This is a genomic window from Bacillus sp. NH11B (genome assembly GCF_001884205.1).
Taxonomy (GTDB): Bacteria; Bacillota; Bacilli; order Bacillales; family Bacillaceae_G; genus Bacillus_A; species Bacillus_A proteolyticus.
In genome coordinates this window covers 131,792-149,257 of the sequence record NZ_MAOG01000107.1, presented here as the reverse complement: position 1 = coordinate 149,257, position 17,466 = coordinate 131,792, and the positions used below count along the sequence as shown (strand labels likewise).

Sequence of the window (17,466 nt, the reverse complement as noted above, 5' to 3'; positions counted from 1 at the left end):
CTTTGTTTTGTCCCGCTATTTGTGGGTAGTAAAATTTCCACCCCTAAATTCGGCTGGAGCAAAGAAGTTAGGTGGGGGATTAACTGCCCGTAAAAGCCCGATCGGTGAGGGCTAATAATTAGTGGGGGATGAACAAAACCCCCACTGATTATAGTTTCACTTTATATAGAGGGATTAGAGTAGTTTCTCTTAGAATGCCTATGATAGAATATATAGGGTGAAAGAGAGCGATTATAGATGTCGATGGTGTTAATAGAGAATCAATAGAATGAATCGAAGAAAATAATGTGACGGAGCGTGAGAATCTTGAATGAAGTTGTACAAGTTCCTGTTACGGATGTAAAGGGAATCGGAGGAGAAACATCTGAGTTATTACACGAGATGGGAATTTATACAGTTTCTCATCTATTAGAACATTTTCCGTACCGTTATGAAGACTATGCGATGAAAGATCTTGCTGAAGTAAAGCATGATGAGCGTGTGACGGTTGAAGGGAAAGTACATAGTGCTCCTTTACTTCAATATTATGGAAAGAAAAAGTCGCGTCTTACAGTTCGTGTTCTTGTTGGGCGTTATTTAATTACAGCCGTATGTTTTAATAGACCATATTATAAACAAAAGTTAAAGCTAGATGAAACGGTAACGATTACTGGTAAATGGGATCAGCATCGCCAAACGATCGCTGTATCAGAACTTCATTTTGGACCGGTTGTGCGTCAACAAGAAGTAGAGCCAGTATATTCAGTGAAAGGGAAATTGACAGTAAAGCAGATGCGCCGTTTTATTGCCCAGGCTTTAAAGGAATATGGAGACTCTATAATTGAAGTGTTACCTGACGGTTTGTTAAGTAGGTATAAATTATTACCACGTTATGAAGCGCTCAGGGCGTTACATTTTCCAGTGGGACAGGAAGACTTAAAGCAAGCGCGGCGCCGTTTTGTATATGAGGAGTTTTTCTTGTTCCAGTTGAAAATGCAAACATTGCGGAAAATGGAAAGGGAAAATTCAAAGGGCACGAAAAAAGAAATTTCGTCAGTAGAATTGCAAGAGTTTACTGATGCACTTCCGTTTCCGTTAACTGGCGCACAAAGCCGGGTTGTAGATGAAATAATGAAAGATATGACATCTCCCTATCGCATGAATCGATTATTGCAAGGGGATGTAGGATCTGGAAAAACAGTTGTTGCTGCGATTGCCCTTTATGGAGCAAAATTAGCTCATTATCAAGGTGCTATGATGGTTCCTACGGAAATTTTAGCTGAACAACATTATCAGTCGCTCGCTGAGACGTTTTCACATTTCGGTATGAAGGTTGAACTGCTAACGAGTTCTGTTAAAGGTGCGAGACGACGAGAAATTTTGGCGAGATTAGAGCAAGGGGAAGTAGATATCCTTGTTGGGACGCACGCTTTAATTCAAGATGAAGTTATATTTCATAGATTAGGTCTTGTTATTACTGATGAACAGCATCGATTTGGTGTAGCGCAGCGCCGGGTTTTACGTGAGAAAGGTGAAAGTCCAGATGTGTTGTTTATGACGGCGACCCCAATCCCTCGTACGTTAGCTATCACTGCATTTGGAGAGATGGACGTTTCTATTATCGATGAAATGCCAGCTGGTAGAAAGGTGATCGAAACGTATTGGGCAAAACATGATATGTTAGATCGCGTTCTCGGTTTTGTGGAGAAAGAGATAAAAAAAGGAAGACAGGCATATGTTATTTGTCCTCTAATTGAAGAGTCTGAGAAACTTGACGTACAAAATGCTATCGACTTACATAGTATGCTGACTCACCATTATCAAGGGAAATGCCAAGTTGGATTAATGCATGGGAGACTATCGTCTCAAGAAAAAGAAGAGATAATGGGACAGTTTAGTGAAAATAAAGTGCAAATTCTTGTATCGACAACAGTTGTTGAAGTAGGTGTGAATGTACCGAATGCGACTGTTATGGTTATTTATGACGCGGAGCGTTTCGGTTTATCGCAGCTTCATCAGCTCAGGGGGCGTGTTGGGCGTGGTAGTGAACAATCGTATTGTTTATTAATTGCGGACCCGAAATCGGAAACGGGAAAAGAAAGAATGCGCATTATGACTGAAACAAATGATGGATTTGTATTGTCAGAAAAAGATTTAGAGTTACGAGGTCCTGGAGATTTCTTTGGAAGTAAGCAAAGTGGTCTACCAGAGTTTAAGGTTGCTGATATGGTACATGATTATCGAGCGTTAGAAACAGCGAGACAAGATGCGGCGATACTAGTTGATTCAGAAGCGTTTTGGCATAATGATCAGTATGCTTCGTTGCGTACTTATCTTGATGGAACAGGTGTGTTCCAGGGAGAGAAGCTTGACTAAGAGTAGTCTGCAAAAGTTTTTGTTGCATTCTACTTTTAATGATTATATACTACTGTTAGTACCTAGTCATAAAAATGGATGGTGCGGTATGAAAAAAAGAAGAAGTAAAAAAGAAAGACAAGAATTATTACAACAAACAATAGAAGCGAATCCTTTTATAACGGATGAAGATTTAGCGGAAAAATTTCAAGTGAGCATACAAACTGTTCGTCTTGATCGTATGGAATTATCTATTCCTGAATTAAGAGAACGAATTAAGCATGTGGCCACAAAACAACATGAAGAAGATGTGAAATCTTTACCGTTAGAAGAGGTTGTCGGAGAAATTATCGATATAGAATTAGATAGACATGCGATTTCTATCTTTGAAGTAAAGGTAGAACATGTATTTAAAAGGAATCAAATTGCTCGTGGGCATCATTTGTTTGCACAAGCAAACTCACTAGCTGTTGCAGTTATTGATGAAGAATTAGCTTTAACTGCAAAGTCTACCATTCGATACATTCGTCCTGTAAAATTAGGAGAACGTGTTGTTGCAAAAGCACGTGTTGAAGATGTAGAGAATGATAAAGGACGGACGGTTGTCAAAGTGCGTAGCTTTGTTGGAGAAGAACTTGTTTTTACAGGCACTTTTGAAATGTATCGATCTAGTAATTATAGTGAGGAAGGTAACAACTTATGAAAATCGCAATAGATGCAATGGGCGGCGATCATGCTCCAAAGGCTGTAGTGTTAGGGGCAATGAAAGCTATTAAGGAATATTCAGATTTACATATTACGTTAGTAGGGAAAGAAGAGGGAATTCGTCAATACTTAACGAGTGAAGAGCGAATTACTATACTTCATACAGACGAAAAAATTGAATCGACAGATGAACCAGTAAGAGCGGTTCGTCGAAAAAAACAAGCTTCAATGGTACTAGCAGCAGAGCAAGTAAAGAACGGCGTAGCGGATGCTTGTATATCAGCAGGAAGTACAGGAGCTTTAATGGCAGCAGGATTATTTGTTGTTGGTCGTATGGAAGGAATTGAACGACCAGCTTTATCGCCTACAATGCCAACTGTTGATGGAGAAGGTTTTGTGATGTTAGATGTTGGAGCGAACGTTGATGCAAAACCAATTCATTTATATCAATATGCAGTAATGGGCTCTGTTTATGCAGAGAAGGTAAGAGGAATTGAAAATCCTCGCGTTGGACTTTTAAACGTTGGAACAGAGGACGGTAAAGGAAACGAGCTTTCAAAACAGGTCTTTGCTATGCTCAAGGATGCACCAATTAATTTTGTTGGAAACGTTGAATCAAGAGACTTATTGCAAGGTGTAGCAGATGTTGTTGTATGTGATGGTTTTACAGGTAACGTAGCTCTAAAATCATTAGAAGGAACAGCACTTGCATTATTCTCTATGTTAAAAGAGCAATTAATGAGTTCGTTTACGAGCAAATTAGCAGCAGCGGTATTAAAACCAAAACTTATGGTATTAAAAGATAAAATGGATTATTCGGAGTATGGAGGAGCGGCATTATTTGGCTTAAAAGCTCCTGTCATTAAGGCTCACGGTTCTTCAAATGACCAATCGATATTTAGTGCGATTCGTCAAACAAGAGAAATGGTAGCGAAAGAAGTAATTCCTACAATTTCAAGTGTAATGGAGAAAGAGCCGCTTCGATAAGAGGAGGATTTGAAATGGGAAAACTAGCATTTCTTTTTCCGGGCCAAGGTTCACAGGCAGTTGGAATGGGTAGACAGTTAGCGGAGAATAATAACGAGGTTGCGAAAGTGTTTGCGAAAGCGGATGAAGTTCTGCAAGATTCACTTTCAGAAGTGATTTTTGAAGGGCCACAGGAAAAGCTTACATTAACGACAAATGCGCAGCCGGCATTATTAACGACGAGTTATGCAATTTTGACAGCTTTGAAGGAGTACGATATTACACCTGATTTCGTAGCAGGACATAGTTTAGGTGAATATAGCGCTCTTGTGGCAGCTGGTGCATTAACTTTCGAAGATGCTGTATATGCTGTAAGGAAACGCGGGGAATATATGGAAGAAGCCGTTCCGGGTGGGGAAGGTGCAATGGCAGCTATTTTAGGTGCTGATCCGGAAATGCTGAAACAAGTTACAGAAGAAGTAACAAGTGAAGGACATGCGGTGCAAATTGCTAATATGAATAGCACGAAGCAAATTGTTATTTCTGGAACAAATCAAGGAGTAGAACTTGCTTCTCAAAGAGCGAAAGAAAATGGTGCTAAAAGAGCAATTCCTCTTAAAGTAAGTGGACCGTTTCATTCCTCACTTATGAAGCCAGCTGCTGAGAGATTCCAAAGTGTTTTAAATGAAATTACAATTCAAGACACGAATATTCCTGTTATTGCAAATGTTACAGCGGACGTTATTACACGTGGTACAGATATTAAAGAAAAGCTGATTGAACAGCTCTATTCGCCTGTATTATGGTATCCATCCATTGAGTATATGGTGAATCAAGGGGTAGATACATTTATTGAAATCGGCCCTGGAAAAGTACTTGCTGGTCTTATGAAGTCGATTGACTCTTCTGTGAAAGCATATGCGATATATGACGAAGAGACATTAAAAGATACCATTTCGAATTTGAGAGGAGAAAACTGATGTTAAAAGGGAAAGTAGCATTAGTAACTGGCGCTTCACGTGGAATTGGTCGTGCGATTGCGATTGATTTAGCAAAACAAGGGGCGAATGTTGTAGTAAATTATGCTGGTAATGAGCAAAAGGCGAATGAAGTAGTCGATGAAATAAAGAAATTAGGTTCAGATGCTATTGCGGTAAGAGCAGATGTTGCAAATGCTGAAGATGTTACGAATATGGTGAAACAAACTGTAGATACGTTTGGACAAGTAGATATTCTTGTAAATAACGCTGGTGTAACAAAAGATAATTTATTAATGCGTATGAAAGAAGAAGAATGGGATACAGTTATTAATACAAACTTAAAAGGTGTTTTCTTATGTACGAAGGCAGTATCTCGTTATATGATGCGTCAACGTCATGGACGTATTATTAATATTGCTTCTGTTGTCGGAGTAACAGGAAACCCAGGACAAGCAAACTATGTTGCTGCTAAAGCTGGTGTAATTGGATTAACAAAAACATCAGCAAAAGAATTAGCGAGCCGAAATATTACTGTAAATGCAATTGCTCCAGGGTTTATTGCGACTGATATGACGGATGTATTAGATGAAAATATAAAAGCCGAAATGTTAAAGTTAATTCCTGCAGCTCAGTTTGGTGAAGCGCAAGATATCGCAAATACTGTAACGTTTTTTGCTGCTGATCAAAGCAAATATATTACAGGACAAACGTTAAATGTTGATGGCGGAATGGTAATGTAATAAAAGAATCGATTTCACCTAGTTTTTTTGGACAATATTTTATATAATATTTGAGGGGAGGTGAATGGAATGGCAGATGTTTTAGAGCGTGTAACAAAAATCATCGTTGATCGTTTAGGTGTAGAAGAAACTGAAGTAGTACCAGCTGCGAGCTTTAAAGAAGATTTAGGCGCAGACTCCCTAGATGTAGTAGAGCTTGTAATGCAATTGGAAGATGAATTCGAAATGGAAATTTCTGATGAAGATGCTGAAAAGATTGCTACTGTTGGCGATGCTGTGACTTACATAGAGAGTCATCTATAATGCTTAAGTGAAGTCCCGTTTTTTAGCGGGGCTTCTCGGCTTATATCTGGAGGGACCTATGCCGTACCGAAAACATAGAGAAAAAAAATACGAAACAAAATATCGTGAAGCGTTTAAAGTATTTCAAGAAGAGATAGGTATTACGTTTTCAGATGAAAAATTATTGATTCAAGCATTTACGCATTCATCGTATGTGAATGAGCATCGAAAAAAACCGCATGAGGACAATGAGCGTCTTGAATTTCTTGGTGATGCTGTATTGGAACTCACTGTATCACAGTATCTGTTTCAAAAATATCCGACAATGAGCGAAGGAGAGTTAACAAAACTACGTGCAGCTATTGTATGTGAGCCATCTCTTGTTCGTTTTGCAAATGAATTGTCATTTGGTAGCCTTGTTTTATTAGGGAAAGGTGAGGAAATGACGGGTGGACGTGAACGACCAGCTTTATTAGCGGATGTCTTTGAAGCGTTTATTGGTGCCCTTTATCTTGATCAAGGGCTTGAAACAGTTTGGGGATTCTTAAAAGAAGTTGTATATCCGAAAATTAATGAAGGTGCTTTTTCTCATGTGATGGATTATAAGAGTCAATTGCAAGAATTGATTCAGCGTGATGGTAGTGGCAATATTGAGTATCAAATTTTGCAAGAAAAAGGACCGGCCCATAACCGAGAATTTGTGTCACGTGTAACTTTAAATAATGAGGCATTAGGTCTTGGAAGTGGTAAGTCAAAAAAAGAGGCAGAGCAACAAGCTGCTGCAGAAGCATTGAAAAAATTAAAAGAACAATCATGAGGAATCCCCCTTTGAATGAGGGGGATTCCTTATGCATAGAATGAAACTTTCCTTTTGTTTATAAATAAAAGGAGTGGGAAATCCGTATAGTAGCTTGTTTTCGTACAGACAATGTTTACGACAACGGAGAATAGGAGGAAGGCCTTTCGTGTTTTTAAAAAGATTAGAAATAGCAGGATTTAAATCTTTTGCTGAGCGTGTATCTGTCGATTTTGTTCCAGGTGTAACTTCTGTAGTAGGACCTAACGGGAGCGGGAAAAGTAATATTACTGATGCGATTCGCTGGGTACTTGGTGAACAATCTGCAAAGTCATTACGCGGTGCAAAAATGGAGGATATTATTTTTGCGGGTAGTGATACGAGAAGAGCGGTTAATATTGCTGAAGTAACATTAACTTTAAATAATGAAGACCAACGATTACCGATTGAATATAACGAGGTGTGTGTAACACGTCGTGTATCTCGCTCGGGTGATAGTGATTTTTATATTAATAAACAATCTTGTAGACTGAAAGATATTATTGATTTATTCATGGACTCTGGTATGGGAAGAGAAGCTTTTTCAATTATTAGCCAGGGGAAAGTCGAAGAGATTTTAAGTAGTAAATCAGAAGAACGTCGTGGTGTATTTGAAGAGGCTGCTGGTGTGCTGAAATACAAACTTCGTAAAAAGAAAGCCGAAGGGAAATTAGCAGAAACACAAGAAAACTTAAATCGTGTGCAAGATATTATACATGAATTGAGTAGTCAAGTAGAACCACTAGAAAGACAAGCTTCTATAGCGAAAGATTTTCTTGAGAAAAAAGAAGAATTAGAAAAAGTAGAAGCGGCGCTTATTGTACATGAAATTGAAGAATTACATGAAAAGTGGGAAGCGCTTCGAAATCAATTTGGGCATAATAAAGATGAAGAAGTTAAGATGTCGACGAATTTACAAAAAAGTGAAGAAGAGCTTGAGGAATTACGTGGACAATTACAAGCGGTTGATGAATCTGTAAACTCCTTACAAGAAGTTCTTCTTCTTTCTAGTAAAGAGCTAGAAAAACTAGAAGGGCAGCGTGAGTTGTTAAAGGAAAGAAAGCAAAATGCGACGACGCATTGTGCGCAGCTTGAAAAGCTGATTGTTGAATTGGTAGAGAAAGCTCAAAGTTATGATGGTGAAATTGAAACAAGTACCGAAGCGTTAATGCAATTTGCGAATCAAGTAAAAGAGTTGGAGAAGAAATTGCATGATAATGAGCAACTACTTGCAACTTTTGCCGTGAATCTAGAGGAACAGATTGAGAATTTAAAAGGTGATTATATTGAACTTTTAAATCAACAAGCAAGTCTGCGTAATGAATTATCTATGATTGAAGAACAATCTAAACAGCAAAATTCTAAAAATGAACGCCTTGATGAAGAAAATGAAAAATATGTACAGATGCGTATGGAAATTACAGCGAAAAAAGCGAAACTTGTAGAAAGTTATGAGCAAGTGAAGGAGAAAGTAGCTGGCATTATTTCTAACATACAGAAGACAGAAACGGCACTTGGGAAATGTAAGTCTCAGTATAGTGAAAATGAAACGAAACTGTATCAAGCGTATCAATTTGTGCAACAGGCGCGTTCTCGAAAAGAAATGCTAGAAGAAATGCAAGAGGACTATTCTGGTTTCTATCAAGGGGTACGTGAAGTATTAAAGGCTAGAGAAAATAGATTGCAAGGTATCGAGGGAGCTGTTGCAGAACTTCTGACTGTGCCGAAAGAATATGAAATTGCGATGGAAATCGCCCTTGGGGCAGCGATGCAACATATCGTAGTACAAACAGAAGAACATGCTCGTAATGCAATTGCATTTTTAAAGCAAAATAAACATGGTCGTGCAACGTTTTTACCTCAAGCTGTTATTAAAAGTAGATCGTTATCATTTGAACAATTACGCATTGTGAATCAACACCCAGCATTTGTCGGTGTAGCGGCAGAACTTGTGCAGTACAACAATAAATATGGGAATGTAGTTTCAAGCTTATTAGGTACTGTTGTTGTTGCGAAAGATTTACGCGGTGCAAATGAATTGGCGAAACAATTACAATATCGCTATCGTATTGTAACACTTGAAGGTGACGTAGTGAATCCTGGTGGTTCTATGACTGGTGGGGCTGTAAAACAGGCGAAATCTTCATTATTAGGGCGCCAGCGTGAACTTGAAGAATGGACTAAAAAGCTAGCTGATATGGAAGAAAAAACAACGAAGCTAGAAAACTTTGTTAAAGCAGTAAAGCAAGAGATTCAAGAAAAAGAAGTGAAAATACGCGAACTGCGCCAAGGTGTAGAAACTGAGCGTGTAGATGAACAGAAATTAAGAGAAGAAATTAATCGATTAGAATTAGAAGAGCATCGAATTAATGATCGTTTATCTATATACGATTTAGAGATAGAAGGATTTTTACAAGATCAAGTGAAAATGCAAGGGCGTAAAGGAGAGTTAGAAAAGATTTTAGCAACTCTTCAAGCAGAAATCTCGGAATTAGATGGCAAAATCGTCGCATTAACGAAACAAAAAAGTGAGCAACATTCTTCAAAAGAGAAAGTTCAGAAGGAAATGACTGAGCTAAAAGTACAAGCAGCTGAACAACAACAACGTTTATCTAATCAAAAAGAAAAAGTTGAACGATTAACGAAGGAAAAAGAAGAGACTGATACGACGCTTGTAAAAACGAAAGAAGATTTAGCGTTCTTAAAACAAGAGATGACGTCTAATTCAAGTGGCGAAGACCAAATTACGAATATGATAGAGAAGAAAGCGTATGATCGTAATCAAACTTCGGATTTAATTCGTTCGCGTCGTGAACAACGCGTATCATTGCAAGAGAGAGTGGAGCATTTAGAACGCGGTGTGAAAGCAACAATAGGTAAACATAAATATATTCTTGAGATGTTGAAAGATCAAGAAGTGAAAATTAACCGACTTGATGTAGAGTTGGAAAATAGATTGCAACATTTACGTGAAACATATACTATTTCATTTGAAGCAGCAAAACTGAAGTATACAATGACGATGCCAGCAGAAGATGCGCGTAAAAAGGTGAAATTAATTAAACTATCCATTGAAGAGTTAGGCGCAGTAAACTTAGGGGCAATTGATGAATACGAACGTGTAGCAGAACGTCATACATTCTTACTAGAGCAAAGAGATGACCTAGAAGAAGCAAAATCGACGTTACATCAACTTATTACGGAAATGGATGAAGAGATGAAAAAACGCTTTTCTACTACATTCGAAGGAATTCGAACGGAGTTTCAATCTGTATTCTCTGAATTATTCGGGGGCGGAAGAGCGGATTTAGTAATGACAAATCCAGAAGATTTATTAAATACTGGTATTGATATTGTAGCGCAACCGCCAGGGAAGAAACTACAAAACTTAGGTTTACTTTCAGGTGGAGAGCGTGCTTTGACGGCAATTGCGCTCTTATTTGGTATTTTAAAAGTACGCCCAGTCCCATTCTGTGTGCTAGATGAAGTAGAAGCGGCTCTTGATGAGGCTAACGTTGCTCGTTTTGCGCAGTATTTAAAGAAATTTAGTGATGAAACGCAGTTTATTGTAATTACACACCGAAAAGGTACAATGGAAGAGTCTGATGTATTGTACGGTGTAACAATGCAAGAATCAGGGGTATCTAAGCTTGTTTCTGTTCGTTTAGGTGATGGCGAAGAACTTGTAGCAAGTAAATAGGAAGGATGGGAAGTATGAGCTTTTTTAAAAAATTAAAAGAAAAAATTTCAAAACAAACGGATACAGTAACAGAGAAGTTTAAACAAGGATTAGAAAAAACAAGAAATTCATTTGCTGATAAAGTAAATGATTTAGTGTATCGTTACCGTAAAATAGACGAAGACTTCTTTGAGGAATTAGAAGAAATTTTAATTAGTGCAGATGTTGGAGTCTCGACAGTAATGGAATTAATTGATCAGTTGAAAGAAGAAGTGCAACGTCGTAACATTCAAGATCCAAAAGAAGTACAGGCTGTGATTTCTGAGAAGTTAGTGGGAATTTACAAAGGTGATAGCGACTTTAGTAATGAAGTTAATATACAAGAGGATCAATTAACAGTTGTTTTATTTGTTGGTGTTAACGGTGTAGGAAAAACGACGACAATTGGTAAGCTTGCACATAAATTTAAATCGGAAGGTAAGTCTGTCCTATTGGCGGCAGGAGATACATTCCGTGCTGGAGCGATTGAACAATTAGAAGTATGGGGCGATCGTGTTGGTGTAGAAGTAATTAAACAAGGATCAGGGTCTGACCCGGCGGCTGTAATGTACGATGCTGTACAGGCAGCGAAGGCTCGTAAAGTGGATGTGTTGCTATGTGATACAGCAGGGCGCCTGCAAAACAAAGTCAACTTAATGAAAGAGTTAGAGAAAGTGAAGCGTGTAATTGAGCGTGAAGTACCAGGAGCTCCTCATGAAGTATTACTTGTTATTGATGCAACAACAGGACAAAATGGTTTAAGTCAAGCGAAAACATTCCGTGAAGCAACGAATGTTACTGGTATTGTTTTAACGAAGTTAGACGGAACTGCTAAAGGTGGTATCGTATTAGCAATTCGTAACGAAATGGATGTACCGGTGAAGTTTGTTGGATTAGGAGAGCAAATGGATGATCTGCAGCAATTTGATCCAGAGCAATATGTGTATGGATTATTCGCGAACTTGGTAGAAACTGAAGAAGTGTAAGAAAAAGAAGCGGTATTTCCGCTTCTTTTTCTATAAAAAACATGTGATGTTAAGAAAAAAACTTGACACTCTTTTATACTCCATGTAAACTAATTCATGTAAAGGGAAATCACTTAACAAAGGATGATCCAACATGCTCGAAAAAACAACGAGAATGAACTATTTATTTGATTTTTATCAATCGTTGTTAACGCAAAAACAAAGAAGTTATATGTCGCTTTATTATCTAGATGATTTATCTCTTGGTGAAATTGCGGAAGAATTTGATGTAAGCCGCCAAGCCGTGTATGATAACATTAAACGGACTGAAGCGATGCTTGAAGAATATGAAGATAAATTAGTATTACTTCAAAAGTTTCAAGAGCGACAGCGACTTGTTGCAAAGCTAAAACAGCTAATCAGCGAAGAAGAGCATGTGAATGAAGAAATGAAACAAGTTGTTGAAGCTATCGAAAAATTAGATTAGGAGGGCGGCAATATGGCATTTGAAGGATTAGCCGACCGACTTCAACAGACAATGCAAAAAATCCGCGGCAAAGGAAAAGTTTCTGAAGCCGATGTGAAAGAAATGATGAGAGAAGTTCGTCTAGCTCTTTTAGAAGCAGATGTTAACTTTAAAGTAGTAAAAGATTTTATAAAGCGTGTGTCTGAGCGTGCTGTCGGACAAGATGTAATGAAAAGTTTGACACCTGGACAACAAGTAATTAAAATCGTACAGGAAGAACTTACAGAACTTATGGGCGGAGAGCAAAGCAAAATTGCTGTTGCTAATAAGCCACCGACTGTTATTATGATGGTTGGTCTGCAAGGTGCGGGTAAAACAACGACAACAGGTAAGCTTGCGAATTTACTTCGTAAAAAGTATAATCGTAAACCGATGCTTGTTGCAGCAGATATTTACCGTCCAGCAGCGATCAAACAGCTTGAAACATTAGGGAAGCAATTGGACATGCCTGTTTTCTCTTTAGGAGATCAAGTAAGTCCAGTTGAAATTGCGAAACAAGCGATTGCAAAAGCAAAAGAAGATCATCATGATTATGTTTTAATTGATACAGCGGGTCGCCTGCATATTGATGAAGAACTAATGGATGAACTAGCGAAAGTGAAAGAAGTTGCGAAACCGGATGAAATTTTCCTTGTTGTCGATGCGATGACAGGACAAGACGCGGTAAATGTAGCACAAAGTTTCCATGAACAGTTAGGTTTAACAGGTGTTGTATTAACGAAATTAGATGGTGACACGCGCGGTGGTGCGGCATTATCTATTAAGGCTGTAACAAACACACCAATTAAATTTGCTGGTATGGGTGAAAAGCTAGATGCGATTGAAGCGTTCCATCCAGAACGTATGGCATCCCGTATTTTAGGGATGGGCGACGTCTTAACATTAATTGAAAAAGCGCAAGCTACAGTTGATGAAGAGAAAGCAAAAGAACTTGAGCAAAAAATGCGTACGCTTTCGTTTACACTTGACGATTTCCTAGAACAACTTGGACAAGTGCGTCAACTTGGACCGCTTGACGAATTGTTAGGAATGCTTCCTGGTGCAAATAAAATTAAAGGGCTGAAAAATGCACAAGTTGATGAAAAACAAATTGGGCATATTGAGGCAATTATTCGTTCTATGACTAAATTAGAACGAGAACAACCGGAAATAATTAACGCTAGTCGAAAAAAACGCATTGCCAAAGGTAGCGGTACAACCGTACAAGAAATCAATCGTCTAATCAAGCAATTCGATGATATGAAGAAAATGATGAAAACGATGACTGGTATGCAAAAAGGTAAGAAAAAAGGACTAGGTGGAATGAAGTTTCCATTCATGTAAGGAAAAAAGATGGCTCTGTTAAGAAAAAATACTTTACAAAGCAATAGTCTTTTTGCTAATATAATTATCTGTGTGAAATAAATTCGGAGGTGCTTTATAAATGGCAGTTAAAATTCGTTTAAAACGTATGGGAGCTAAAAAAACTCCTTTCTATCGTGTAGTTGTTGCAGATTCTCGTTCTCCTCGTGACGGACGTTTCATTGAGGAAATCGGTACTTACAATCCGGTTGCTCAACCAGCTGAAGTTAAGATCAACGAAGAAGCAGCATTAAAATGGTTAGGAAACGGTGCTAAACCGTCTGATACAGTTCGTAACTTATTCTCTAACCAAGGTATCATGGAGAAATTCCACTTATCTAAACAAGGTAAGTAATTGAGGCAATGACTATGAAGAAGTTAGTCGAGACGATTGTCAAGCCTCTTGTCGATCATCCTGAAGATGTAAAAGTTACACAGGAACTTTGCAACGGAGAGATAAAGTATCGATTAACTGTACATCCTGAGGATGTTGGAAAAGTCATTGGAAAGCAAGGGAAGGTTGCGAAAGCAATTCGAATGCTCTTGTATTCAGTGGGACATCATAATGATGAAAAAGTAACACTGGAAATTCAATAAACGTAAAAAGGGCGAGGAGTTAATTCCTCTCCCTTTTTTAACATTTAAAGAGAAGTTGCATGTTCCATATGTGAAATGGAGATGCTTAATTTATATAGAAACCAGGGGTGACATACTATTTATGACAAAATGGTTTAACGTAGGGAAAATTGTAAATACTCATGGCGTAAGAGGAGAAATTCGTGTAATTTCTCGTACTGATTTTCCAGAAGAGCGATATAAAGTAGGAAACACGTTATACATATGTAATGAGAAAGACACAGACTATCTTCCAGTGAAGGTAACTTCTCATCGTCAACATAAGACATTTGATTTATTAACACTTGAAGGATACAACAATGTAGATGAAGTAGAGAAGTTGAAAGGTTCTTTAATAAAAGTACCAGAAGAGCAGTTAGGCGAACTAGCTGAAGGTGAATACTACTATCATGAAATTATTGGTTGTAGTGTTGTAACGGAAGAAGGAGAAGCGTTAGGAATGATCAAAGAGATCTTATCTCCTGGTGCGAATGATGTATGGGTGATTAAACGTCCAAAAGGTCAAGATCTTTTAATTCCTTATATTGATGACGTTGTGCTTCAAGTTAATATTGAGAATAAATTAGTAACCATTCATGTAATGGAAGGATTGCTATAATGAAGATTGACATTTTAACATTGTTTCCAGATATGTTTACAGGTGTGTTTGGGTCTTCAATTTTAAAGAAAGCACAAGAAAAAGAAGCGGTAGAGCTTCGTGTTGTCAATTTCCGTGATTATACAACTAGTAAGCATAATAGTGTAGATGATTATCCGTATGGTGGGGGTGCTGGGATGGTATTAACCCCTCAGCCTATCTTTGATGCGGTGGAAGAGTTAACGAAGGAAACAGACCGTAAACCGAGAATCGTCTTAATGTGTCCACAAGGAGAGCGTTTTACGCAGAGGAAGGCAGAAGAGCTTGCTGAAGAAGAGCATGTTATTTTTGTATGTGGCCATTATGAAGGGTACGATGAACGAGTTCGTGAACATCTTGTAACAGATGAGATTTCTATTGGTGATTACGTATTGACGGGTGGAGAACTAGCCTCAATGGTGATTACTGATAGTGTTGTACGTCTCCTGCCAGGAGTACTAGGGAATCAAACGTCACAAGTGGAAGATTCTTTTAGCACAGGTTTGTTAGAACACCCACATTATACACGTCCTGCTGATTTTCGTGGTATGAAGGTACCGGATGTATTAATGTCAGGAAATCATAAAAACATTGATGAATGGCGCCATAAAGAATCCTTGCGTCGTACGTATACGCGTAGACCAGATTTACTAGAAGAGCGAGAATTATCTAAGCAGGAAGAGAAATGGCTGGAGCAAATTAAAAAAGACCAATAAGGGCTTGATATATTTTCTGTTGCAACAGTCCTAGCAATATGCTATTATAACATTTGTGCTACTGAAATCAGTAGCCGTATTAACGATGTTCCGCTGTAATTTATTAAGACTTTATAAGAGCATCTGTTTAAAGGAGAGAATTTAATATGCAACAATTAATCGCAGAAATTACAAAAGGCCAATTAAAAACTGACCTTCCTTCATTCCGTCCTGGAGACACTTTACGTGTACACGTAAAAGTAGTTGAGGGAACTCGTGAAAGAATTCAGCTTTTCGAAGGTGTTGTAATCAAACGTCGTGGTGGCGGAATCAGTGAAACATTCACAGTTCGTAAGATTTCTTACGGCGTAGGTGTTGAGCGTACATTCCCAGTTCACACGCCAAGAATCGCGAACATCGAAGTACTTCGCCGTGGTAAAGTACGTCGTGCTAAGTTATACTACTTACGTAACCTTCGCGGTAAAAAAGCACGTATTAAAGAAATTCGATAAGACATGTATGGGAGCTTGTAAATGCGCAAGCTCCCTTTTTCCAATCTATATAAAATTTTGATATAATACGAGCAGCTTACATAACTGTGGAGGGGAAATGCATGAAGAAAGAAAAGAGTTCACTTTGGGAATGGATCAAAGCAATTTTGATTGCAATTGTATTAGCGGGCGTTATTAGACAGTTTTTCTTTGCGCCAATTCTCGTAGATGGTGTATCGATGTCACCAACTTTACATGATCGTGATCGAATGATTGTTAATAAAATAGGTTATCACATAGGTGATCCGAAGCGCTTTGATATTATTGTATTTCGAGCGACGGAAGAAAAAGATTATATTAAGCGTATTATCGGCCTACCAGGCGATGAAATCGAATATCGTAATGATAAACTATACGTTAATGGAAAAGCTTATGAGGAGCCGTACTTAGACAAACAAAAAAAACAAATTTCTGACGGACCGCTTACATATGATTTTACTCTGGAAGAAATGACTGGAAAGAAAACTGTCCCAGAAGGTCAATTATTTGTTTTAGGCGATAATCGCCGTTTTAGTAAAGATAGCCGGACAATTGGTACAATTTCAGTGGACCAAGTAATTGGTAATGCAAATATGTTATATTGGCCGTTAAAAGATGCACGTATTGTGAAATAACAGAAAAAGAAGGTGGCAACATGGCAATTCAATGGTTCCCAGGGCATATGGCAAAGGCTAGACGCCAAGTAACAGAAAAATTAAAGTTAATCGATGTTGTAATTGAGCTTGTAGATGCTCGATTACCTTTATCTTCTCGAAATCCGATGATTGATGAAATTATTACACATAAACCGAGGCTGGTTGTTTTAAATAAGGCGGATATGGCAGATGATCGTTTAACGAAACAATGGATTGCATATTTTAAAGAAAAGGGCCATAAGGCAATTTCAATTAATGCGCAAGCTGGACAAGGTATGAAAGAAATTGCAGCAGCTTGTAAAATCCTTGTTAAAGAAAAATTCGATAAAATGGTTGCTAAAGGTATTAGACCGAGAGCGATTCGTGCTTTAATTGTAGGTATTCCAAATGTTGGTAAATCCACTTTGATTAATAAATTAGCGAAGAAAAATATCGCGAAAACAGGAGATCGTCCTGGAGTAACTACAGCTCAGCAGTGGATTAAAGTTGGAAAAGAAATGGAGCTACTTGATACACCAGGTATTTTGTGGCCTAAATTTGAAGATCAATTAGTTGGTTTACGTCTAGCTACGACTGGTGCAATTAAAGACTCTATTTTAAATCTACAAGATGTAGCTGTTTATGCATTACGCTTTATGGAGAAACATTATCCAGAACGATTAAAAGAGCGATATAATTTAAATGACATTCCAGAAGATATTGTGGAGTTATTTGATGCAATCGGAAAAAACAGAGGTTGCCTAATGGGTGGCGGCATGATTGATTATGATAAAACATCTGAACTTGTACTTCGTGAGCTTCGTGGTGGTAAACTTGGAAAAATGACGTTTGAAACACCAGAAGAGTTTGCAGAGCAGGTAGAAGATGTGGAAAAAGCAGAAGAAATATAAGACGTGCGTTTGTGCGTCTTTTCTTTTTGGATACGTTTAAAAAGGAGTATA

General features: G+C 38.1%; 18 protein-coding genes. All 18 read left to right on the top strand.

The window, feature by feature from the left end; genetic code table 11:
- Positions 1–306: 306 nt before the first annotated feature.
- The 18 genes from recG (at position 307) to ylqF (ending at position 17,415) form a co-directional block, all read left to right on the top strand.
- Positions 307–2,355 (top strand): ATP-dependent DNA helicase RecG, encoded by a 2,049-nt coding sequence (recG, locus tag BAU27_RS17040; RefSeq protein ID WP_071771507.1) that lies wholly within the window; start codon positions 307–309, stop codon positions 2,353–2,355.
- 88 nt (positions 2,356–2,443) lie between these two features.
- Positions 2,444–3,037: a transcription factor FapR gene (gene fapR / locus BAU27_RS17035; RefSeq protein ID WP_071746801.1), complete on the top strand. Its 594-nt coding sequence runs from the start codon at positions 2,444–2,446 to the stop codon at positions 3,035–3,037.
- Complete coding sequence (gene plsX / locus BAU27_RS17030; RefSeq protein ID WP_071771506.1) at positions 3,034–4,026, top strand: phosphate acyltransferase PlsX; 993 nt, start codon at positions 3,034–3,036, stop codon at positions 4,024–4,026. Before fapR ends, plsX begins: the two co-directional genes overlap by 4 nt.
- Before the next feature lie 14 nt (positions 4,027–4,040).
- Positions 4,041–4,985, top strand: a complete 945-nt coding sequence (gene fabD, locus BAU27_RS17025) for an ACP S-malonyltransferase (RefSeq protein ID WP_071771505.1) — start codon at positions 4,041–4,043, stop codon at positions 4,983–4,985.
- Positions 4,985–5,725 carry a 3-oxoacyl-[acyl-carrier-protein] reductase gene (gene fabG, locus BAU27_RS17020; protein WP_071771504.1) on the top strand — a complete coding sequence of 247 codons (741 nt, stop codon included), beginning with the start codon at positions 4,985–4,987 and terminating at the stop codon, positions 5,723–5,725. The genes fabD and fabG overlap by 1 nt, the downstream gene beginning before the upstream one ends.
- A gap of 69 nt (positions 5,726–5,794) precedes the next feature.
- Complete coding sequence (acpP, locus tag BAU27_RS17015; protein WP_000786062.1) at positions 5,795–6,028, top strand: acyl carrier protein; 234 nt, start codon at positions 5,795–5,797, stop codon at positions 6,026–6,028.
- 58 nt (positions 6,029–6,086) lie between these two features.
- Complete coding sequence (gene rncS, locus BAU27_RS17010; protein ID WP_071746797.1) at positions 6,087–6,824, top strand: ribonuclease III; 738 nt, start codon at positions 6,087–6,089, stop codon at positions 6,822–6,824.
- 148 nt (positions 6,825–6,972) lie between these two features.
- Positions 6,973–10,542 carry a chromosome segregation protein SMC gene (smc, locus tag BAU27_RS17005; RefSeq protein ID WP_071771503.1) on the top strand — a complete coding sequence of 1,190 codons (3,570 nt, stop codon included), beginning with the start codon at positions 6,973–6,975 and terminating at the stop codon, positions 10,540–10,542.
- Positions 10,543–10,556: 14 nt separating this feature from the next.
- Positions 10,557–11,546 (top strand): signal recognition particle-docking protein FtsY, encoded by a 990-nt coding sequence (gene ftsY, locus BAU27_RS17000; protein ID WP_000007653.1) that lies wholly within the window; start codon positions 10,557–10,559, stop codon positions 11,544–11,546.
- 133 nt (positions 11,547–11,679) lie between these two features.
- A complete protein-coding gene (locus BAU27_RS16995; RefSeq protein WP_000891061.1) occupies positions 11,680–12,012 on the top strand; it encodes a putative DNA-binding protein in 333 nt (110 codons plus the stop codon).
- A gap of 12 nt (positions 12,013–12,024) precedes the next feature.
- On the top strand, positions 12,025–13,374 hold the full coding sequence (gene ffh / locus BAU27_RS16990; protein ID WP_071746795.1) for a signal recognition particle protein: 1,350 nt from the start codon (positions 12,025–12,027) through the stop codon (positions 13,372–13,374).
- Positions 13,375–13,474: 100 nt separating this feature from the next.
- Positions 13,475–13,747 (top strand): 30S ribosomal protein S16, encoded by a 273-nt coding sequence (gene rpsP / locus BAU27_RS16985; protein WP_000268750.1) that lies wholly within the window; start codon positions 13,475–13,477, stop codon positions 13,745–13,747.
- A 14-nt stretch (positions 13,748–13,761) separates the two neighbouring features.
- Complete coding sequence (locus tag BAU27_RS16980; protein WP_000737392.1) at positions 13,762–13,989, top strand: KH domain-containing protein; 228 nt, start codon at positions 13,762–13,764, stop codon at positions 13,987–13,989.
- A gap of 121 nt (positions 13,990–14,110) precedes the next feature.
- Positions 14,111–14,626, top strand: coding sequence for a ribosome maturation factor RimM (rimM, locus tag BAU27_RS16975; protein WP_071771502.1), 516 nt, complete (start codon positions 14,111–14,113; stop codon positions 14,624–14,626).
- Positions 14,626–15,360: a tRNA (guanosine(37)-N1)-methyltransferase TrmD gene (gene trmD, locus BAU27_RS16970; protein ID WP_071746793.1), complete on the top strand. Its 735-nt coding sequence runs from the start codon at positions 14,626–14,628 to the stop codon at positions 15,358–15,360. The genes rimM and trmD overlap by 1 nt, the downstream gene beginning before the upstream one ends.
- 146 nt (positions 15,361–15,506) lie before the next feature.
- Positions 15,507–15,851: a 50S ribosomal protein L19 gene (gene rplS, locus BAU27_RS16965; protein WP_001186517.1), complete on the top strand. Its 345-nt coding sequence runs from the start codon at positions 15,507–15,509 to the stop codon at positions 15,849–15,851.
- 101 nt (positions 15,852–15,952) lie between these two features.
- Complete coding sequence (gene lepB, locus BAU27_RS16960; RefSeq protein ID WP_000711850.1) at positions 15,953–16,504, top strand: signal peptidase I; 552 nt, start codon at positions 15,953–15,955, stop codon at positions 16,502–16,504.
- A 20-nt stretch (positions 16,505–16,524) separates the two neighbouring features.
- Positions 16,525–17,415, top strand: coding sequence for a ribosome biogenesis GTPase YlqF (ylqF, locus tag BAU27_RS16955; RefSeq protein WP_071746791.1), 891 nt, complete (start codon positions 16,525–16,527; stop codon positions 17,413–17,415).
- The last annotated feature ends 51 nt before the right edge of the window (positions 17,416–17,466 follow it).